The sequence below is a fragment of the Streptomyces mutomycini genome, assembly GCF_001700505.1.
GTDB lineage: Bacteria > Actinomycetota > Actinomycetes > Streptomycetales > Streptomycetaceae > Streptomyces > Streptomyces mutomycini.
The window spans coordinates 21628-39624 of record NZ_MAPV01000082.1 but is presented as its reverse complement, the minus strand read 5'-3'; the positions used below and the strand labels follow the sequence as shown (position 1 = coordinate 39624).

Annotated in this window: 15 protein-coding genes and 1 pseudogene; 7 read left to right on the top strand and 9 right to left on the bottom strand. The window is 70.3% G+C overall.

Translation table 11 applies throughout. The annotated features are described in order from the left end of the window. The first annotated feature begins 266 nt into the window (after nucleotides 1–266). From BFF76_RS13195 to BFF76_RS34665, 3 genes and pseudogenes are all read left to right on the top strand, one after another. Nucleotides 267–1259, top strand: a complete 993-nt coding sequence (locus BFF76_RS13195) for a LacI family DNA-binding transcriptional regulator (RefSeq protein WP_053929238.1) — start codon at nucleotides 267–269, stop codon at nucleotides 1257–1259. Nucleotides 1260–1439: 180 nt separating this feature from the next. Continuing rightward, a pseudogene (locus tag BFF76_RS34670) lies at nucleotides 1440–1982 on the top strand (RICIN domain-containing protein); the annotation flags it as partial. After that, a complete protein-coding gene (locus BFF76_RS34665) occupies nucleotides 1956–2753 on the top strand; it encodes a pectate lyase (protein WP_381824692.1) in 798 nt (265 codons plus the stop codon). The pseudogene BFF76_RS34670 and the gene BFF76_RS34665, both read left to right, overlap by 27 nt. A 63-nt stretch (nucleotides 2754–2816) precedes the next feature. On the opposite strand, the gene BFF76_RS13185 is transcribed toward BFF76_RS34665, so the two are convergent. Further along, nucleotides 2817–4457, bottom strand: coding sequence for an ABC-F family ATP-binding cassette domain-containing protein (locus BFF76_RS13185; RefSeq protein WP_031094847.1), 1641 nt, complete (start codon nucleotides 4455–4457; stop codon nucleotides 2817–2819). Nucleotides 4458–4564: 107 nt separating this feature from the next. Between BFF76_RS13185 and BFF76_RS13180 the strand changes: the two genes are divergently transcribed. Beyond that, nucleotides 4565–5497 carry an FAD-dependent oxidoreductase gene (locus BFF76_RS13180; protein ID WP_031094844.1) on the top strand — a complete coding sequence of 311 codons (933 nt, stop codon included), beginning with the start codon at nucleotides 4565–4567 and terminating at the stop codon, nucleotides 5495–5497. Nucleotides 5498–5512: 15 nt separating this feature from the next. Here BFF76_RS13180 and BFF76_RS13175 read toward each other — a convergent pair whose 3' ends face one another. Further along, on the bottom strand, nucleotides 5513–7252 hold the full coding sequence (locus BFF76_RS13175; protein WP_031094842.1) for a BCCT family transporter: 1740 nt from the start codon (nucleotides 7250–7252) through the stop codon (nucleotides 5513–5515). A gap of 242 nt (nucleotides 7253–7494) precedes the next feature. On the opposite strand from BFF76_RS13175, the gene BFF76_RS13170 reads away from it, so the two are divergent. Beyond that, nucleotides 7495–8541 carry a LacI family DNA-binding transcriptional regulator gene (locus tag BFF76_RS13170; RefSeq protein ID WP_053929192.1) on the top strand — a complete coding sequence of 349 codons (1047 nt, stop codon included), beginning with the start codon at nucleotides 7495–7497 and terminating at the stop codon, nucleotides 8539–8541. A gap of 75 nt (nucleotides 8542–8616) precedes the next feature. Here BFF76_RS13170 and BFF76_RS13165 read toward each other — a convergent pair whose 3' ends face one another. Then, nucleotides 8617–9492, bottom strand: a complete 876-nt coding sequence (locus tag BFF76_RS13165) for an oxygenase MpaB family protein (protein WP_053929191.1) — start codon at nucleotides 9490–9492, stop codon at nucleotides 8617–8619. A gap of 109 nt (nucleotides 9493–9601) precedes the next feature. Further along, a complete protein-coding gene (locus BFF76_RS33330; protein ID WP_199831494.1) occupies nucleotides 9602–9751 on the bottom strand; it encodes a hypothetical protein in 150 nt (49 codons plus the stop codon). A gap of 353 nt (nucleotides 9752–10104) precedes the next feature. Here BFF76_RS33330 and BFF76_RS13160 point away from each other — a divergent pair, with 353 nt between their 5' ends. Beyond that, a complete protein-coding gene (locus tag BFF76_RS13160) occupies nucleotides 10105–10983 on the top strand; it encodes an oxygenase MpaB family protein (RefSeq protein ID WP_031094838.1) in 879 nt (292 codons plus the stop codon). Between the two features lie 60 nt (nucleotides 10984–11043). Here BFF76_RS13160 and BFF76_RS13155 read toward each other — a convergent pair whose 3' ends face one another. Together BFF76_RS13155 and BFF76_RS13150 are read right to left on the bottom strand one after the other, a co-directional pair. After that, nucleotides 11044–11676, bottom strand: coding sequence for a TetR/AcrR family transcriptional regulator (locus tag BFF76_RS13155; protein ID WP_031094837.1), 633 nt, complete (start codon nucleotides 11674–11676; stop codon nucleotides 11044–11046). A 189-nt stretch (nucleotides 11677–11865) separates the two neighbouring features. Continuing rightward, nucleotides 11866–12342 (bottom strand): macro domain-containing protein, encoded by a 477-nt coding sequence (locus BFF76_RS13150; RefSeq protein WP_031094835.1) that lies wholly within the window; start codon nucleotides 12340–12342, stop codon nucleotides 11866–11868. Between the two features lie 286 nt (nucleotides 12343–12628). Here BFF76_RS13150 and BFF76_RS13145 point away from each other — a divergent pair, with 286 nt between their 5' ends. Next, nucleotides 12629–13369 (top strand): MerR family transcriptional regulator, encoded by a 741-nt coding sequence (locus tag BFF76_RS13145; protein ID WP_031094833.1) that lies wholly within the window; start codon nucleotides 12629–12631, stop codon nucleotides 13367–13369. Nucleotides 13370–13390: 21 nt separating this feature from the next. On the opposite strand, the gene BFF76_RS13140 is transcribed toward BFF76_RS13145, so the two are convergent. From BFF76_RS13140 to BFF76_RS13130, 3 genes are read right to left on the bottom strand one after another with little or no spacing between them, the layout of a single operon-like run. Beyond that, complete coding sequence (locus tag BFF76_RS13140; RefSeq protein ID WP_065848267.1) at nucleotides 13391–15562, bottom strand: 3-hydroxyacyl-CoA dehydrogenase NAD-binding domain-containing protein; 2172 nt, start codon at nucleotides 15560–15562, stop codon at nucleotides 13391–13393. A gap of 39 nt (nucleotides 15563–15601) precedes the next feature. Further along, nucleotides 15602–16816 carry an acetyl-CoA C-acetyltransferase gene (locus BFF76_RS13135; RefSeq protein ID WP_053929190.1) on the bottom strand — a complete coding sequence of 405 codons (1215 nt, stop codon included), beginning with the start codon at nucleotides 16814–16816 and terminating at the stop codon, nucleotides 15602–15604. Nucleotides 16817–16853: 37 nt separating this feature from the next. Then, entirely contained in the window at nucleotides 16854–17996 is a 1143-nt protein-coding gene (locus tag BFF76_RS13130; RefSeq protein WP_065848266.1) for an acyl-CoA dehydrogenase family protein, read from the bottom strand. Between the last annotated feature and the right edge of the window lies 1 nt (nucleotide 17997).

Here is a 17997-nt window from a genome sequence, read left to right as displayed (position 1 = left end):
CCGGCGGAAAGGACTGCCGATGCCGCTCACCCCACGAAGACCCGTCAGCGCCGCCCCCGCCGCGGCGCCCGGAGCCACCCGCTCCGCACCCGCCCGGCCCTCTTCGGCTTCCTGACCCGTGACCGTCCGTGCAACCGGTTGCAGGTGACCAGGCCCGGCGGACGGTCGTGGCCCCGCTTCTCCGGTATGCACCGGGGTCCGGCAGGGGTACGTTCGGGGACAGGCGGCCGATGCCGCAGGGCGGGCAAGGGGATACGACCGTGGCGATGACCATCCGTGATGTCGCGCAGGCAGCGGGGGTGCACGTCTCCACCGTCTCGCGGGCCTTCTCGGCCTCCCATCTCGTGAAGCGGGAGACCCTGGACCGGGTGCTCGCCGTAGCGGCGGAGCTTGGCTACCAGCCCAACGAGACGGCACGGGCGCTCACCACGGGCCGCACCCGGAACCTCGGGCTGATCGTCTCCGACATCGCCAACCCCTTCTACCCGCCGCTCATCAAGGCCGCCCAGTCGTACGCCCGCGTCCGCGGCTACCAGGTCTTCGTCGCGGACACCGACGAGGACGTCCGGACGGAGGAGGAACTGATCCGGACCCTGGCCCGCCAGGTCGACGGTGTGGTCCTGGTCAGCCCCAGGCTGGCCAACGACGTCATCGCCCGGCTGGGCGGAGATCTGCCCTTCGTACTGGTCAACCGTCAGGTGCCGGGGCTCTCCGCCGTACTGATGGATGTGGCGCACGGCGCGGCCCTCGCGGTGGAACACCTCGCGGAGCTGGGCCACGGGCATCTGGCTCTCGTCGCCGGCCCGCGCGGGTCGTGGACCAGCGCCCAGATGCGCCGGGCCGCCGGGCGTGCGGCCGCGGACCGGGGGATCCGGTTCGACGTGGTCGGCCCCAACGCACCGACGGAGCACGGCGGGATCACAGCGACGGCAGCCGTACTGAGGACGGGAGCAACCGGGGTGATCGCCTACAACGACCTGGTCGCCATCGGACTCATCGAGGGGCTGCACGACCGGGACGTGCGGGTGCCGCGTGACCTCAGCGTGGTCGGTGTCGACGACACCGTGGCCGGCCGGCTGAACCGGCCGCGGCTCACCACGGTCGCCATGCCCACCGCGCCGGCCGGCCGGACGGCCGTCGACCTGCTGATCCAGACGGTGGAGACGGCGGACACCCGTCCCTCCACGGCGCAGACCACGCTGGCCACCTCACTGGTCGTCAGGGACTCCACCGCGACGGCGGATCCGTCGGCCCGCTGATCGTCCGCATCTCCTTCTTGACCGCTCCGAACAGGTGACGTACCGTCACCGCTGTTCGCATATCAGAACTCGGTTCAACATACGGAATCTTGTTTCCGGAGCCGGGAACAGCCTTCATCACCGCACCAACCACTGACAGGTGCCTGCGGAGGACGCCGCAGGCGGTGAAAGGAATGACCAGTGCGCACTGAGAATCAGCACGTCAGGAGACGGAGTGGCCGCGCGGCCGCCACCGTCGTCGCCGTGGTCTCGCTGCTCGCCGCGGGCCTCACGGCACTCTTCGCGGCCGGATCCGCCTCGGCAGCCCCGGCTGCGGGCTCGTACAAGCTGGCGAACGCCGGCAGCGGTCTGTGTCTGGGTGTACCGGGCTCCAGCACCTCGGCGGGGACCCAGCTCGCCCAGAGCTCCTGCACCGGCGCCGCCGACCAGACCTGGAAGCTCACCGCGTCGGGCGGCGGCTACACCCTGGCCGCCGCGAACAGCGCGAAGTGCGCCGGAGTGCGAGATGCCTCCACCAGCGCCGGCAAGGCCGTGGAGCAGCAGAACTGCAGCGGTGCGGCCACCCAGGTGTGGACGCTGACCGCCGTCAGCGGCAACACCTATCGCGTCGTCAACAGCAATGGCGGCAAGTGCCTCAACGTGAAGGACAGTTCGACCGCGGCGGGGGCCCTGGTCCAGCAGAACTCCTGCGACTCGGTGAGCAGCAAGAGCTGGACCTTCACCGCCTCGGGAACCGTACCCACGGACCCGCCCACCGACCCGACCGATCCGCCGACCGACCCGACCGATCCGCCCACGGACCGGCCGTCGTGGCCGACCGCCAACGGCAGTCAGGCCGTCTCATCGACCATCGAGGTCTCGGGGACCTACGACGGTGGCATGAAGCGCCTGTTCGGCAGCGGTGACCTGGGCAGTGGCGGTCAGGACGAGGACCAGCCCCCGATGATCAAGCTGGCGGACGGCGCCACCCTGCAGAACGTCATCCTGGGCGCCCCGGCCGCCGACGGGGTGCACTGCGCGGGCACCTGCACCATCAAGAACGTCTGGTGGGAGGACGTGGGCGAGGACGCGGCGACCTTCCGCGGCGGTTCCTCCTCGACGGTCCGCACGATCGACGGCGGCGGCGCGAAGCTGGCCGAGGACAAGGTGTTCCAGCACAACGGCGTCGGCACCCTGGTCGTGAAGAACTTCCAGGTCGACGACTTCGGCAAGCTGGTCCGCTCCTGCGGCAACTGCTCCACGCAGAACGCCCGGCACATCCAGCTGCAGAACATCTGGGCGACGGCCCCCGGCACGAGCCTGGTCGGGATCAACACCAACTACGGTGACACGGCCCGGATCTCGGACGTCACGATCTACGACGACGGCGACCGTGACATGAAGATCTGCACCAAGTACAAGGGCACGACGAGCGGTGAGCCGAGCGAGATCGGCTCGGGTGCGGACGGCACCAACTGCATCTACTCCTCGTCCGAGATCAGTTACGTCGACTGAGTCACGGCCCGTCCTTCGGAGCCCGTCCCCTCCCCCGTGGGGAGGGGACGGGCTCCTCGCGGATCAGGCGGGCTCGGTGACCCTGCCGCCGGACACCTCGATTCGGCGGGTGGTGCGGACCGCCTCCAGCATCCGCCGGTCGTGCGTGACCAGCAGGAGGGTCCCGGTGTACGCCTCCAGCGCCGACTCCAGCTGTTCGATCGCCGGAAGGTCCAGGTGGTTCGTCGGCTCGTCCAGGACCAGCAGGTTGACGCCCCTCCCCTGGAGGAGGGCGAGGCCGGCCCGGGTGCGTTCGCCCGGCGAGAGCGTGGTCGCGGGGCGCAGCACATGTGCGGCGCGCAGGCCGAACTTGGCGAGCAGGGTGCGCACCTCGGCGGGCTCGGTGTCGGGGACGGCGGCGCAGAAGGCGTCCAGCAGGCTCTCCGTGCCGTGGAACAGCTTGCGCGCCTGGTCGACCTCGCCCACCACGACGCCCGAGCCGAGCGTGGCGTGGCCCGCGTCGAGCGGAAGCCTCCCGAGCAGGGCGGCCAGCAGTGTGGACTTGCCGGCCCCGTTGGCGCCGGTGATGGCGACCCGGTCCGCCCAGTCGATCTGCAGGGTGGCCGGACCGAAGGAGAAGCCGCCGCGGACCACGGCGGCGTCACGGAGGGTGGCGACGACGGAACCGGAGCGTGGCGCCGAGGCGATCTCCATCCGCAGCTCCCACTCCTTGCGCGGTTCCTCGACGACGTCGAGGCGCTCGATCATGCGCTGTGTCTGCTTGGCCTTCGCGGCCTGCTTCTCGCTGGCCTCGCTTCGGAACTTACGGCCGATCTTGTCGTTGTCGGTGGCCTTGCGGCGGGCGTTCTTGACGCCCTTGTCCATCCAGCCACGCTGCATCTGGGCCCGGCCTTCGAGCGCGGAGCGCTTGTCGGCGTACTCCTCGAACTCCTCGCGGGCGTGGGAACGCGCACGTTCGCGCTCCTCGAGGTAGGAGGCGTAGCCGCCGCCGTAGAGGTTGATCTCCTGCTGGGCGAGATCGAGCTCGAGGACCTTGGTGACGGTGCGCATCAGGAACTCGCGGTCGTGGCTGACGACGACGGTGCCGGCGCGCAGCCCGGAGACGAAGCGCTCCAGGCGCTCCAGGCCGTCGAGGTCCAGGTCGTTGGTGGGCTCGTCGAGCAGGAAGACGTCGTAGCGCGACAGCAGCAGTGAGGCCAGGCCGGCGCGCGCCGCCTGGCCGCCGGAGAGGGCCGTCATGGGGAGATCGAGCCCGATGGTCAGGCCGAGGTCGGCGGCGACCTCCTCGGCGCGTTCGTCCAGGTCGGCGCCGCCGAGGGACAGCCAGCGCTCCAGTGTCTCGGAGTACGCGTCGTCCGCGCCGGGCGCTCCGTCGACCAGGGCCTGGGTCGCCGTGTCCATGGCGGTCTGGGCCTCGGCCACGCCGGTGCGGCGGGCGAGGAATTCACGTACGGACTCACCCGCGCGGCGCTCGGGCTCCTGCGGGAGGTGTCCGACGGTGGCGGTAGGCGGGGAGAGCCTCAGCTCGCCCTCCTCCGGCCGGTCCAGCCCGGCGAGCAGGCGGAGCAGCGAGGATTTGCCGGCGCCGTTGGCTCCGACGAGACCGATCACGTCGCCGGGCGCGACCACGAGGTCGAGTCCTGCGAAGAGTGTGCGGTCGCCGTGTCCGGCGGCGAGTTCCTTGGCGACGAGAGTGGCAGTCATCAGGGTGCCGATCCTAACGAACCGGAGCGGTCGTGCTGTCCGCCGGACCCCGGTGCGACCATGGCCACTCCGGCCCTCGGCAGGCGCGGGGCGGCGTGGACACAGAGGTGAGCACGGTGGCGGACGTGATCGTGGTGGGTGGCGGGATCAGCGGGCTGACCACGGCGCTGGTGCTGGCGGAGCGCGGCCTGCGGGTGCGGGTCTGGTCCCGGGACCCGGCTGCGGCGACGACCTCCGCCGTGGCGGGCGCGCTGTGGTGGCCGTACCGGATCGAGCCCGAGGCGCTGGTGGGCGCGTGGTCCCTCGAGACCCTCCGGGTGTACGAGGAGCTGGCCGCCGACCCCTCGGAGACAGGTGTGCGCATGGTCGCCGGGGTGCACGGGGGCCGGCGGCCGGCCGCGCTGGGGCCGTGGGCCCGCGGCCTGCGTCAGGTGTCCGAGGTGGCGGAGGGGATGCGGGTGACCCTTCCGCTGATCGACATGCCGGCCCATCTGCGCTGGCTGGAGGGCCGGCTGTCCGCTGCGGGTGGTGTGGTCGAACTACGTACGGTGCGCGGCTTCGCGGAGGCGGCGGCCGAGGCACGGGTGGTGGTCAACTGCACCGGGCTCGGCGCCCGCGAGCTGGTCCCGGATCCCGGTGTGCGGCCGGTACGGGGCCAGTTGGTGGTGGTGGAGAACCCCGGCATCGACGAGTGGTTCACCCGGGCGGATCCGGCGTCGAGCGCCACGACGTATTTCTTCCCCCAGCCGGGCGGACTGGTACTGGGCGGAACGGCGGAGGTGGATGATCCGCGTACGGAGCCCGATGCCCGTACGGCGCGGGAGATCGTGGAGCGTTGCGCACGGGTGCGGCCGGAGATCGCGGGGGCCCGTGTCATCGGCCACCGCGTGGGGCTCCGGCCGGCCAGGGACGCAGGAGTGCGCATCGAGGCGGAGGAGCTGCCGGGCGGCGGTCTGCTGGTGCACAACTACGGGCACGGAGGCGCCGGGGTGACGGTGGCCCGGGGCTGTGCGCGTGCTGCGGCCCAGCTGGTGGGCTGAGCCGCAGCACCGGGGTCAGGCCGGGGGTTCGCCCTTGTGACGTTCGTCGGCCGTGACCTCCGCGGGTCCGGGACCGATCCGGATCTCGAAGTCCCCGTCGTACTTGGCGTGTCCCTGGATGACCGCGGTTTCCACGGCCTCCACGCCGAACTCCCTGCGGACGATCATCGGGTCGTGCCGCAGGTCCCTCATCAGGGAGACGCACATGCCGATCATGACGATGGTGAAGGGTGCGGCCACGAGAATGGTCAGGTTCTGCAGTCCGGCGAGCGCGTCGCCCTGGCCGTCACCGATGAGCAGCATCACCGCGGCCACGGCGCCGGTGACGACGCCCCAGAAGATCACGACCCACTTGGCGGGTTCGAGGACGCCCTTCTGGGAGAGCGTGCCCATCACGATCGATGCGGCGTCGGCACCCGAGACGAAGAAGATTCCGACCAGGACCATCACCAGGATGCTCATGAGGGTCGCGACCGGGAACTGCTGAAGGACACCGAAGAGCTGTGCCTCCGGGGTGTCGCCGACACCCTTGAGCTGTCCCGCGTCCTGCAGCCGGATCGCCGAGCCGCCGAAGACCGCGAACCAGACCAGACTGACCGTGCTGGGCACCAGGATCACGCCGCCGACGAACTGACGGATCGTGCGGCCCCGGCTGATCCTGGCGATGAACATGCCGACGAAGGGCGTCCAGGAGATCCACCACGCCCAGTAGAAGACCGTCCAGCTGGCGAGCCAGTCGGCGACCTCTCCCTTTCCGGTGGCCTCGGTGCGCCCGGCGAGCTGGGCGAGGTCGGCGAAGTAGGCGCCGATGGACGTGGGCAGCAGGTCGAGCACGATGATCGTGGGCCCGGCGATGAAGACGAAGACCACCAGGATCAGGGCGAGCACCATGTTGATGTTGGACAGCCACTGGATGCCCTTCTCCACGCCGGACACGGCGGAGGCGACGAAGGCGATCGTGAGCACGGCGATGATCCCGACCAGCAGGCCCGTTCCGGTCTTCTCCATCCAGTCGAGTTCCTGGAAGCCGCTGCCGATCTGGAGCGCACCGAGGCCGAGCGAGGCCGCGGAGCCGAAGAGGGTCGCGAAGATGGCGAGGATGTCGATGACCCGGCCGATGGGCCCGTGGGCGCGCTTCTCACCGATGAGAGGCACGAAGACCGAGCTGATCGTCTGCCTCCTGTGCCGGCGGTAGGCGCTGTAGGCGATGGCGAGCCCGACGACCGCGTAGATCGCCCAGGGGTGCAGTGTCCAGTGGAAGAGGGTGGTCGCCATCGCCGTCTGCATCGCCTCGGCGGCGTCCTCGGGGCGGGTCCCCGGCGGCGGATCGATGAAGTGGGCCAGCGGCTCGCTCACTCCGTAGAACATCAGGCCGATGCCCATACCCGCACTGAACATCATCGCGACCCAGGAGACCGTACGGAATTCGGGCTCCTCTCCCTCCTGCCCCAGCGCGATCTTCCCGTAGCGGCTGATCGCGAGCCAGAGGGCGAAGACCACGAAACCCGAGGCCGCCAGCATGAAGGCCCAGCCACCGTTGTGGATGAGACCGTTGAGCAGCCTGCTGGAGACGTCCTCCAGCGAGTCGGTGGCCGTGGAACCCCAGACAACGAAGGCGACGGTCAGCACCGCCGTGACACCGAAGACCACCCGGTCGGTCGTGGGCCGCCGGCCGTGATGCGGATCGGCGGGTAGATCGGCCGTGACCGGGAGATAGTCCCCCCGCCCGCCCGAATCCTGCTCGTCGTGTGACACAAATGGCACCTTTCACGCAGTGCGAAATTTCGCTCTCCGTAGGCAGTACCACACGCGGTGTCCATCACGCGGGACCAACAAGCCGTTCCGGCTTGACCATTTGTGTCCCGATATGTAACCACGCTCACGGTGCGATCACCTGCCCGGATGCCCGGACCGGACGGTTAGGCTGACGGCGTTCGTGCCGAACCCGCCAGTTCCAGCCGTTCCCAGCCGGGACGCGCGTGTACGAGGAGCGACTCTTGCCCGACCCGACCCCCGACCCGCAGCGTGACGTCCGGCCCACCCTGGAGGCTGTCGCGGCTCTCGCCGGGGTGTCCAGGGCGACGGCGTCCCGCGTCGTCAACGGCGGCGCGGGCGTAAGGCAGCCCCTGGTGGACCAGGTGCGCCAAGCGGTCGAGGAGCTCGGCTACGTCCCGAACCACGCGGCACGGACGCTGGTCACCCGGCGCAACGGCGCGGTCGCCGTGATCATCGACGAGCCCGAGTTCCGGGTCTTCTCCGACCCGTTCTTCTCCCGCCAGATCCGCGGGATCAGCCGCGAACTCAACGCCCACGACGCGCAACTGGTCCTGCTCCTCGTGGAGGGCAGCGGCGACTTCGAGCGGGTCACCCGTTATCTGGCCGGCGGCCACGTGGACGGGGTACTGGCCTTCTCGCTGCACACCGACGACGGACTGCCCGCGATCATCCGACGGTTCCGGGTCCCGACGGTCTACGGCGGCCGCCCCGAACACCCGGCGGGCGGGGAAGCCCCACAGGTCCCGTACGTCGACTGCGACAACCGGGGCGGAGCCCGTGAGGCGGTACGCCATCTGGTCTCGCTCGGCCGGCGCCGCATCGCGCACATCGCGGGGCCCCGTGACCAGACATCGGCCCTCGACCGGATGGACGGGTATCACGACGTACTCCCGGACGCGGGAGGGGGTCTCGTCGCGGACGGCGACTTCACCGCGGAGGGCGGGGCCCGGGCCATGGCGGATCTACTGGACACCCATCCGGACCTCGACGCCGTCTTCGTGTCCAACGACCTGATGGCGTCGGGTGCCCTGAGGGTGCTGCGCGAGAGGGGCGTCCGGGTGCCGGAGGACGTCGCGGTGGTCGGATTCGACGACATGACCTCGGTGGCGGAGGCCGCCGTGCCGCCGCTGACGACGGTCCGTCAGGATGTCGAGGGTATGGGGCGGCTGATGGTGCGGCTGCTGATGGAGCGCCTGAACAGCGGCACGGGCGCATGGCCAGAGTCCGTGATCACCCCGACCGAGCTGGTCCGCCGGGCCTCGGCCTGAGGTCCCCCCGCGACGGCGGGTGGCGGTCGGGCCCGGCCCGGGGGGACTGCCGGACGGTCCGTCGGCCGGGTCCGGTCACCCCACCCCGGCCGGCCGTCGCAGGCCGGCGCGCCACTCGGCCCGCGCCGACCGGGCGAGCGGCAGGTAGCGCAGCCGTTCCGGGAGCAGGGGCACGATGCGCCGCACCACAGCGCCGAAGCGCCGCAGTCGGCGCTCCTGCCGCGGGGTCCAGTCGAGCCCGATGGCCTGCCGGGCGTCCGGCGGCATCAGTCCGACGGTGATGAAGCTGCGGAAACGGGCCAGCGGCGGGAGAAGCGCCGGCCAGAGCGCCTTCAGGCACAGCCGCAGCCAGAGGGGCCCGCGGTCGGGCGGTGGTACGGGGGCGTCCGCGGCGACCAGCTCCCTCACGACGACGGTGGCCTCCACCTCCTCGGCCAGCATCTTCCGGTAGTACGGCCAGAACTCCTCGATCGTCTGCGGCATGTCCCGGTCGTGGATGCCCAGAATTCGTCCGACCTGGAGCCATTCCCCGTACAGGGCACGTTCCTGCGCGCCGGTGAGCGGGCGGACCAGATAGCGAGCCGCGTGCTGGTAGACCGGGAACCCGGTGGCATGCACCCACGCGTAGTTCGCGGGCGTCAGCGCGTGGTACCGGCGGCCGCGGGTGTCGGTTCCCTGGATCGTCCGGTGCAGCCTCCTGAGCCTGCGCCCCTCCTCCGCCGCGGCCTCTCCCCCGTACACCCACAGCTGGAGCGATCTCAGGGACCGCTCGCCGCGCCCCCAGGGGTCGGTGCGGAAGACCGAGTGATCGTCGACACCGGCACCGACGGCCGGGTGGGCGACCTGGAGAGTGAGGGCGGCGGGCAGCATCAGCAGTCCGCGGACGTCCCCGGCGAGGCTCCACAGCACGCCGCCGGGCGGGGGCGGTGCGGGTTCTGCTGCGCCGGTCATGCGGGTGCTCCCAGGGGTCGGCGGGTGCGGGGATCGGTGCCCGGCCCGTGTCTGTTCCAGTATGCGATCGCGAGGGCGCCGGCGACCCGCAGGGGCGGGGGGACCAGCGTCACGAGCACCCGCATCTGCCGGACGAAGCGGCGCAGGGCGCGTTCCGCCCGAGGCTCCGGTCCAGGCCGAGGCGCTCACGCAGCACCGGGGGCAGGGTGCCGACGGTGACGAGCAGGGCGTAGCGGGCGGCCTCGGCTGTCGCGCTCATGTCCGTGCCCGTGCGGACCCCCTTCTTCGAATCTGTGTCAGCAGTGTTGACGCACCTCGTGAAACAAGTCAATAGTATTTGTAACTTTGACTCTCAAGGGCGAGAGGAGCCGGCAAATGTCCTATTCAGCAGGCGAGTTGAGCCCAGAGGGCCGGACCCACTGGAAGCGATCTGGGCACGCGGCGCTCCTGGCCGGGATCGAGAACGGATCGCCCGAGGGTGTCTGCGTATCGATGAAGCAGAGGCTTCCGCTGGTGGGTGAGGTCCTCGTCGACGCCGGCGACGTCCGCTTCACGGGGCTCCACCGCGGGCCCTTGCGCCTGAACCCCCCGTCCACAGAGGAGACGCACATCATGGGCCGATACAGCCGACTGCAGGAGATCCGCCGGATGGACCCCGCCCGGGACTGCGCCGAGATACTCCGGCTCATGTCCCAGTACGAGTTCCCGTGGGACTACAGACAGGGCATCAGCATCGCCTTCCTGCGCGACTACGGGGTGCCCAGGATCTCCGTACTGCTGGACCGCACTCAGGAGTTCGAGCGCAACGGACAGAAACGCTACGACGACACCGTCCTGTTCGGATACGAGATGGCGGCCGAAGGCTTCGAATCGGAGCGGGCCCGGGCCGCGGCCCGCCACCTCAACCGGATCCACGGCAGGTACCGCATCCCCAACGAGGACTACCTCTATGTACTGGCCACCACCGTCGTCGGGCCCAAACGCTGGATCGACCGGTTCGGATGGCGGCCGCTGTGCGCGCAGGAGGCGGGAGCGCTGGCCGAGGTGGGGCGGCGGATGGCCGCCATGATGGGGATCGAGGGCGCACCCGACACCTACGAGGGCTTCGAGGAACTGCTCGACGCCTACGAGGAGCGGATGTTCGCCTACGACCCGGCGAACCGCAGGGTCGCCAACGCCACCTTCCGGGTCATGGCCGCCTGGTACCCGGCCCCGTTACGCCCCCTGGTGGCCAGGCTCTCGCTCGCCCTGCTGGACGAGCCGCTGCTCGGGGCGCTGGGCTTCCCGGAGCAGCCACGGTGGGCACGAGCGGCGGCCGTACGACTGGTGCGCGCCCGGTCGCGCGGTGTCCGGCTGCTTCCGGCCCGGCCCCGGTGGCTGCCCTCCCGCCCCCGGCCGCGCAGCTATCCCTTCGGGTACGAGCTCGACGACCTCGGTCCGCACTGGGCACAGAACCGTCCGCTGGAATCCCTGCCCATGGAGAAGTCATGACCACCGGGACGGACCGTGCGGTGCGCGGCATCGCCAACACGTCGGCGCACTCGCCAAGGGTCACCCGGCGCTGAGCAGAGGCACCAGACAGCGGCGGGCGAAGACCCGCACCTGCTCGTCGTCGTCGAGTTCGAAGCAGCTCACCGGGTTGAGGAGGAAGGAGACGGTGATCCGCACCATGAGTTCGGCGATCGGTGTCGGATCCGTCTCCGGCCTGCCTTCGGCGCGCTGGGCGTGGCGGAGGCGGTCGGCCAGATACTCACGCATCGCGAGGAAGGCGGGGCCGCTCTCCAGCGTGAGGAAGGGCAGCATGATCTCCGGCTCCAGCCTCAGCAGCCCTCCCACCAGGGGGTGTTCACGAATGTGCTTGAGGACGGCGACGAAGCCGGCGACGAGCCGGTCCTCGATGGTCGGCAGCGCGGCCACCGCCTCGTCCACGTCCTCGACGAATCTTCGGTACTCCCGCAGCAGGCAGGCGGACACCAGGCTGTCCTTGTTGCCGATCCGGCGGTACACGGTGACGCGCGAGACCTTGGCGCGCTTGGCGACGTCGTCGACGGTCGAGCGGCGCAGCCCGAAGGTCATGAACTGTTCGCGGGCCGCGTCCAGGATCTGTTCGTTCAGCGCGTCGGAGGGAGGTGTCCCGACGAGCGCGCCGGCCAGCAGTGCCTCGTTCGTACCCGGTGCCGTCATGGCCCTTCTCCCGTCCGTCGTCACCACTCAACCACATCGACGATGCAACAGTGATACCCATGACGTCCCTTTGTAACGTGATGATGGGTGGCTACGGCTACGCGAGCGGGCTACGGCCTCCGAGGGCAACCGGCCGGGCGCCCCCGCTCCTGGGTGCCGTACCGCCCGAGGGCGCGCCCCGTGGCGCCCTCACCCGAAGTCGTACACCGTCACCTCGATGCCCCGGCTCACCAGCCGCTCGGCGACGAGAGGTTCCACCCGTGACCAGGTGCCGCCCGCCAGTCCGCATCCGATCCTCGGCATGTGGACCGAGGCGCCCAGCTCCGCGGCCCGTACCGCCACCTTGCGCAGACCTTCGTCGATCGCCTCGTAGCGCACCGGAACGCCCTTGCTGCCGGTGCGTATCCCCCGCTGACCCACCACGTTCGCCACCCACGTGAAGCGGTCGACCTGGACGAACTGCACGGCTCCCAGCCCGAAGTCGTTGCCCGAGCGCTCCCGGTGCCAGCGTCGGTAGGCGGATTCCGGCTCCGGCCAGCGCCGGGACAGGGCGAGGACGAAGCCCTTTCCCCAGCCGCCCAGGTCGTTGCAGACGTGCGCGATCAGCTTGACGCCCTTGCCCCGGGGAGCGGTGGCGTCCCCCTGCACATACGTGATCCCCGACATGCCGCCACTGACAGCGGCCGTCCTCACATCCGTCCTCCGCGTACAGCGCGTCGAGAACGAGCAGGGCCACGAGGCAGGAACGCCCGTCGCCGTGGACGAAGACCTGTCCTGTCTGCCGGACTGGCGGGTCCGTTCCGGCGGTGGGACTGCGCTTCGATGCTGCCGGACGCTTTCACAACAGTGGTGAGACAGCAATACTGTTGCACCTGATCGCTGCACAGGCGGAAGCACGTACGTACGGATACCAGCACCGGCGGCAGCGGTGCGCCGGCAACGAGGAGTGGACATGGCGACCGGTACGGACGAACCGACGCTGACCGTCGACGAACTGGCGGCGCGCGCGGGCGTCACCGTGCGCACCGTGCGCTTCTACGGCACCAGAGGTCTGTTGCCGCCCCCGGTGATCGGCCCCCGGCGCGTCGGGCACTACGGGCAGGACCACCTCTCTCGGCTGGCCCTCATCGAGGAGCTCCAGCACCAGGGCATGACGCTGGCCGCCATCGAGCGCTACCTCCAGCAGCTGCCGCCCGACCTCAGCGCGCAGGATCTGGCCATCCACCGCGCCCTGGTGGCGTCATGGGCGCCGGACTCGGCCGAGAACATGGAGCGCGCCGAGCTGGAGCGGCGGGCGGGCCGGGCCCTCAGCGGGCAGGACGTCGAACGACTGGCGGCCATGGGGGTGCTGGAGCGCCCCGCGACGCCGGGTGGGCCGTTCCTGGTGGACCCGGGTCTGCTGCGGCTCGGGGTGGAGCTCCTGGACGTACCCATCGCGCACGAGACGATCCTGGCCGCGCGCACGGTCCTTCTGGAGCACACCCGTTCGGCCGCCCACGAGTTGACCCGGCTGTTCCGGGACGAGGTGTGGAACCCCTACCGGGAGCGGGAGTCGGACCCGGAACACGTGAAGGCGATGAAGTCGCTCTCGGCCCATATGCAGCCGATGGTGCTCCAGGCGCTGCTGACCGCCTTCCAGCGCTCGCTGAAAGAGGAGTTGCGGGCCGCGTTCAACGCCGGCGAGGAGCGGTGAACACGGCCCGCGGGTGCGCCGTCAGTCGTGGAAGGTCTCGCCCTTCTCCGCCTTCTCCAGCAGCAGCGCGGAGGGCAGGAAGCGGTCGCCGTAGCGCTCGGCGAGCTGCCGGGCGCGCGCCACGAAGCCGGGCAGGCCGCCCTCGTACCCGTTGATGTACTGGAGCACGCCACCGGTCCAGGCAGGGAAGCCGATGCCCATGATGGAGCCGATGTTCGCGTCGGCGACGGTCATCAGGACGTTCTCCTCCAGGCAGCGGACGCTGTCCAGTGCCTCGGAGAAGAGCATCCGCTCCTTCATGTCCTCGAAGGGCACGTCGGTGCCGGACTTCGTGAAGTGCTCGCGCAGGCCCGGCCAGAGCGCGCCCCGGCTGCCGTCCTCGCCGTACTCGTAGAAGCCCGCTCCCCCGCTGCGTCCGGGCCGTCCGAACTCGTCGACCATCCGGTCGATGACCCCGTCCGCGGGGTGCGTGGCCCAGCTGCCGCCCGCCTCCTCGACTGCGCGCCGGGTCTCGTCGCGGATCTTGCGCGGCAGGGTGAGCGTCAGCTCGTCCATGAGGGAGAGCACCTTGGCCGGGTAGCCGGCCTGTGCCGCCGCCTGTTCGACCGACGCGGGCTCGACGCCCTCGCCGACCATCGCGACGCCCTCGTTGATGAAGTGGCCGATGACGCGTGAGGTGAAGAAGCCGCGCGAGTCGTTGACGACGATCGGTGTCTTCTTGATCCTGCGCACCAGGTCGAAGGCGCGTGCCAGGGCCTCGTCCCCGGTCTTCTCGCCCTTGATGATCTCGACGAGCGGCATCTTGTCGACGGGCGAGAAGAAGTGCAGCCCGATGAAGTCCACCGGCCTGCTGACGCCTTCGGCGAGCACGGTGATGGGCAGCGTCGAGGTGTTGGAGCAGAGCAGGGCGTCGGGGTCGATGACGTCCTGGATCTCCTGGAACACCTTGTGCTTGAGCGCGGTGTCCTCGAAGACCGCCTCGATCACGGCGTCGCAGCCCGCGAGGTCGGCCGCGTCCCCGGTCGGGGTGATGCGGGCCAGCAGCTCGTCGCGCTTCGCCTCGGTCGTGCGGCCCCGGGAGAGCGCCTTGGCGAGGAGCTTCTCGCTGTACGCCTTGCCCTTGGCGGCCGCTTCCGTGGAGACGTCCTTGAGGACGACGTCGATGCCTGCGCGGGCGCAGGAGTAGGCGATGCCCGCCCCCATCATCCCGGCGCCGAGGACGGCGACCTTGCGGACCTGGCGCTCCTCGACGCCCGACGGACGGCTGGCTCCGGAGTTGACGGCCTGGAGGTCGAAGAAGAACGCCTGGATCATGTTCTTCGCGACCTGGCCGGTGACCAGCTCGGTGAAGTAGCGGGCCTCGATGGTCTGCGCGGTCTCGAAGTCGACCTGCGCCCCCTCGACCGCCGCGGCCATGATGTTGCGGGGCGCCGGCATGGGCGCGCCGGCGAGCTGCTTCTTCAGGTTGGCGGGGAAGGCGGGCAGGTTGGCCGCGAACGTCGGGTTGGACGGGGTGCCGCCGGGAATCCGGTAGCCCTTGACGTCCCAGGGCTGCTGCGACTCGGGGTTGGCGTCGATGAAGGCGCGGGCCTTGTCGAGCATCTCCTCGCGGGTGGCGGCGACCTCGTGGACGAGGCCGTTCTCCAGGGCCCGCCGCGGGGTGTACTGGGTGCCCTGGAGGAGGACCTTCAGCAGTGCGTCGGCGATGCCCATCAGCCGTACGGTGCGGGTGACTCCGCCGCCCGCGGGCAGCAGGCCGAGGGTGACCTCGGGCAGGCCGATACGGGATCCGGGTGCGTCCAGGGCGATGCGATGGTGCGCGGCGAGCGCGATCTCGTAGCCGCCGCCGAGCGCGGCGCCGTTGACGGCGGCCACGACCGGCTTGCCGAGGGTCTCGATACGGCGCAGGGACCTCTTGATGGCGGTGCCGGCGTCGAACGCCGCCTGGGCGTTCTCGGGACCGATCCTGATCATGTCCTTGAGGTCGCCGCCAGCGAAGAAGGTCTTCTTGGCGGAGGTGTAGATGATGCCCCGGATGGAGTCCTTCTCGGCCTCGGCGCGCTCGGCGACGGCCGCGATGGACTCCTTGAAGCCCTGGTTCATCGTGTTGGCGGACTGGTTGGGGTCGTCCAGTACGAGGGTGACGACGCCGGTCTCGTCCTGTTCCCAGCGGATGGTCGTGCTCTCGGTCATGTCGGTTCTACTCCGTAAGCGGTGAGGGCCGGGGGACGGTCAGAGACGCTCGATGACGGTGGCGACGCCCATGCCGCCTCCGACGCAGAGGGTGGCGAGGCCGTAGCGCTTGTCCTGACGCTCCAGTTCGTCGACGAGCGTGCCGAGGATCATCGCGCCGGTCGCGCCGAGCGGGTGGCCGAGGGCGATGGCGCCGCCGTTGACGTTGACCTTGTCGAGCGAGAGGCCCATGTCGCGGACGAAGCGCAGCACGACTCCGGCGAAGGCCTCGTTGATCTCGACGAGGTCGATGTCGTCGATGGTGAGCCCGGCCTTGGCCAGCGCCTTGCGGGTGGCGGGGGCGGGTCCGGTGAGCATGATGGTCGGCTCGGATCCGGAGACGGCCGCGGAGACGATCCGGGCGCGGGGGGTGAGTCCGTAGCGCTCGCCGGTCTCCCTGGAGCCGATCGCGACGAGAGCGGCGCCGTCGACGATCCCGGAGGAGTTGCCCGCGTGGTGGACGTGGTCGATCTTCTCGACCCAGTGGTACTTCTGGAGGACCACGGCGTCGAAGCCGCCCATCTCGCCGATCGTGGCGAACGAGGGCTTGAGGGAGGCGAGGGAGTCGGCGGTGGTGCCGGGGCGCATGTGCTCGTCGCGGTCGAGGACGAGCAGGCCGTTGCGGTCCCTGACCGGGACGACGGAACGGGCGAAGCGCTCCTCCTTCCAGGCGGTGGCGGCGCGTTCCTGGGAGAGGGCGGCGTAGTCGTCGACGTCCCGGCGCGAGAAGCCCTCGATGGTGGCGATGAGGTCGGCGCCGATGCCCTGCGGGGCGAAGCCGGTCTCGAAGCTGGTCATGGGGTCCATGGCCCAGGCTCCGCCGTCGGAGCCCATCGGCACACGCGACATGGATTCGACGCCGCCGGCTAGGACGAGGTCCTCCCAGCCCGAACGCACCTTCGCGGCGGCGAGGTTGACGGCTTCCAGGCCGGAGGCACAGAAGCGGTTCTCCTGTACGCCCGCGACGGAGTCCGGGAGCCCGGCGGCGATGGCGGCGATACGGGCGATGTCGGAGCCCTGGTCACCGAGCGGGCTGACCACGCCGAGGATGATGTCGTCGATGGCGGCGGGGTCGAGGTCCGGGAATCGGCCCTGGATCTCGTGGATGAGGCCGACGACGAGGTCGATCGGCTTGGTGCCGTGCAGGGCGCCGTTGGCCTTGCCTCGGCCGCGCGGGGTGCGGATCGCGTCGTAGACGAATGCTTCGGTACTCAAGGCAGCTGCCTTTCGGGTTCGGTGCTGGGCGGGGAGGTCAGGCGAGCAGCGAGCGGCCGATGATCTCTTTCATGATCTCGGTCGTCCCGCCGTAGATGGTCTGGATGCGGCCGTCGGTGAAGGCCCTGGCGACCTGGTATTCCGTCATGTAGCCGTATCCGCCGTGTAGTTGCAGGCAGCGGTCGGCCACCCGCTTCTGCAGTTCGGTGGCCCACCACTTGGCCATCGACGCGTGCACGGCGTCCAGCGTCCCCTCGGAGTGGTCGACGATGCACCGGTCGAGGAAGGCCCGGGTGACGGCGCACTCGGTGGCCATCTCGGCGATCTCGAAGCGGATGTGCTGGAGCTTGGAGAGCGGGCGCCCGAAGGCCTCGCGCTCCTTGACGTACCGGGTGGTGATCTCGAGGAGGTGTTCGGCGGCGGCGATCCCGGCGACCGCTATGCCCATCCGCTCCTGGGCCAGGTTGGTCATGAGGTGGACGAAGGCGCCGTCGCGTTCGCCGAGGAGGTTCTCCTTGGGGACGCGTACGTCGTTGAAGAACAGCTCCGCGGTGTCCTGGGATTTCTGCCCGATCTTGTCGAGGTTGCGGCCCCGCTCGAAGCCCTCGGCACCGCGCTCGACGACGAGCAGCGAGAGGCCCTTGGCCCCGCCCTCCGGTGAGGTCTTGGCGACGACGATCACCAGGTCGGCGAGGATGCCGTTGGAGATGAAGGTCTTCGAGCCGTTGAGGAGCCAGTGGTCGCCCCTGTCCTCGGCCGAGGTGCGGATGCCCTGGAGGTCGGAGCCCGCACCGGGTTCCGTCATGGCGATGGCGGTGATGGTCTCGCCGCTGCAGAAGCCGGGCAGCCAGCGCCGCTTCTGCTCCTCGGTGGCGAGGCCGGTGAGGTAGGGGCCGATGATGTCGTTGTGCAGCCCGAGCGCGAGCCCGGGCGTCCCGGCCCGGGTGAACTCCTCGGCGATCACGGCGCTGTAGCGGAAGTCGGCGTTGCCTCCGCCCCCGTACTCCTCGGGTACCGCAAGGCCGAGCAGCCCCTGCCGGCCGGCCGCGAGCCAGGCCTCGCGCGAGACGATGCCGTCCTTCTCCCACTGCTCGTAGTGCGGGAGGACCTCCTTGGACAGGAAGGTGCGGACGGTCTCGCGGAACGCGTCGTGCTCTTCGGTGAAGATCTGCCGCTGCACT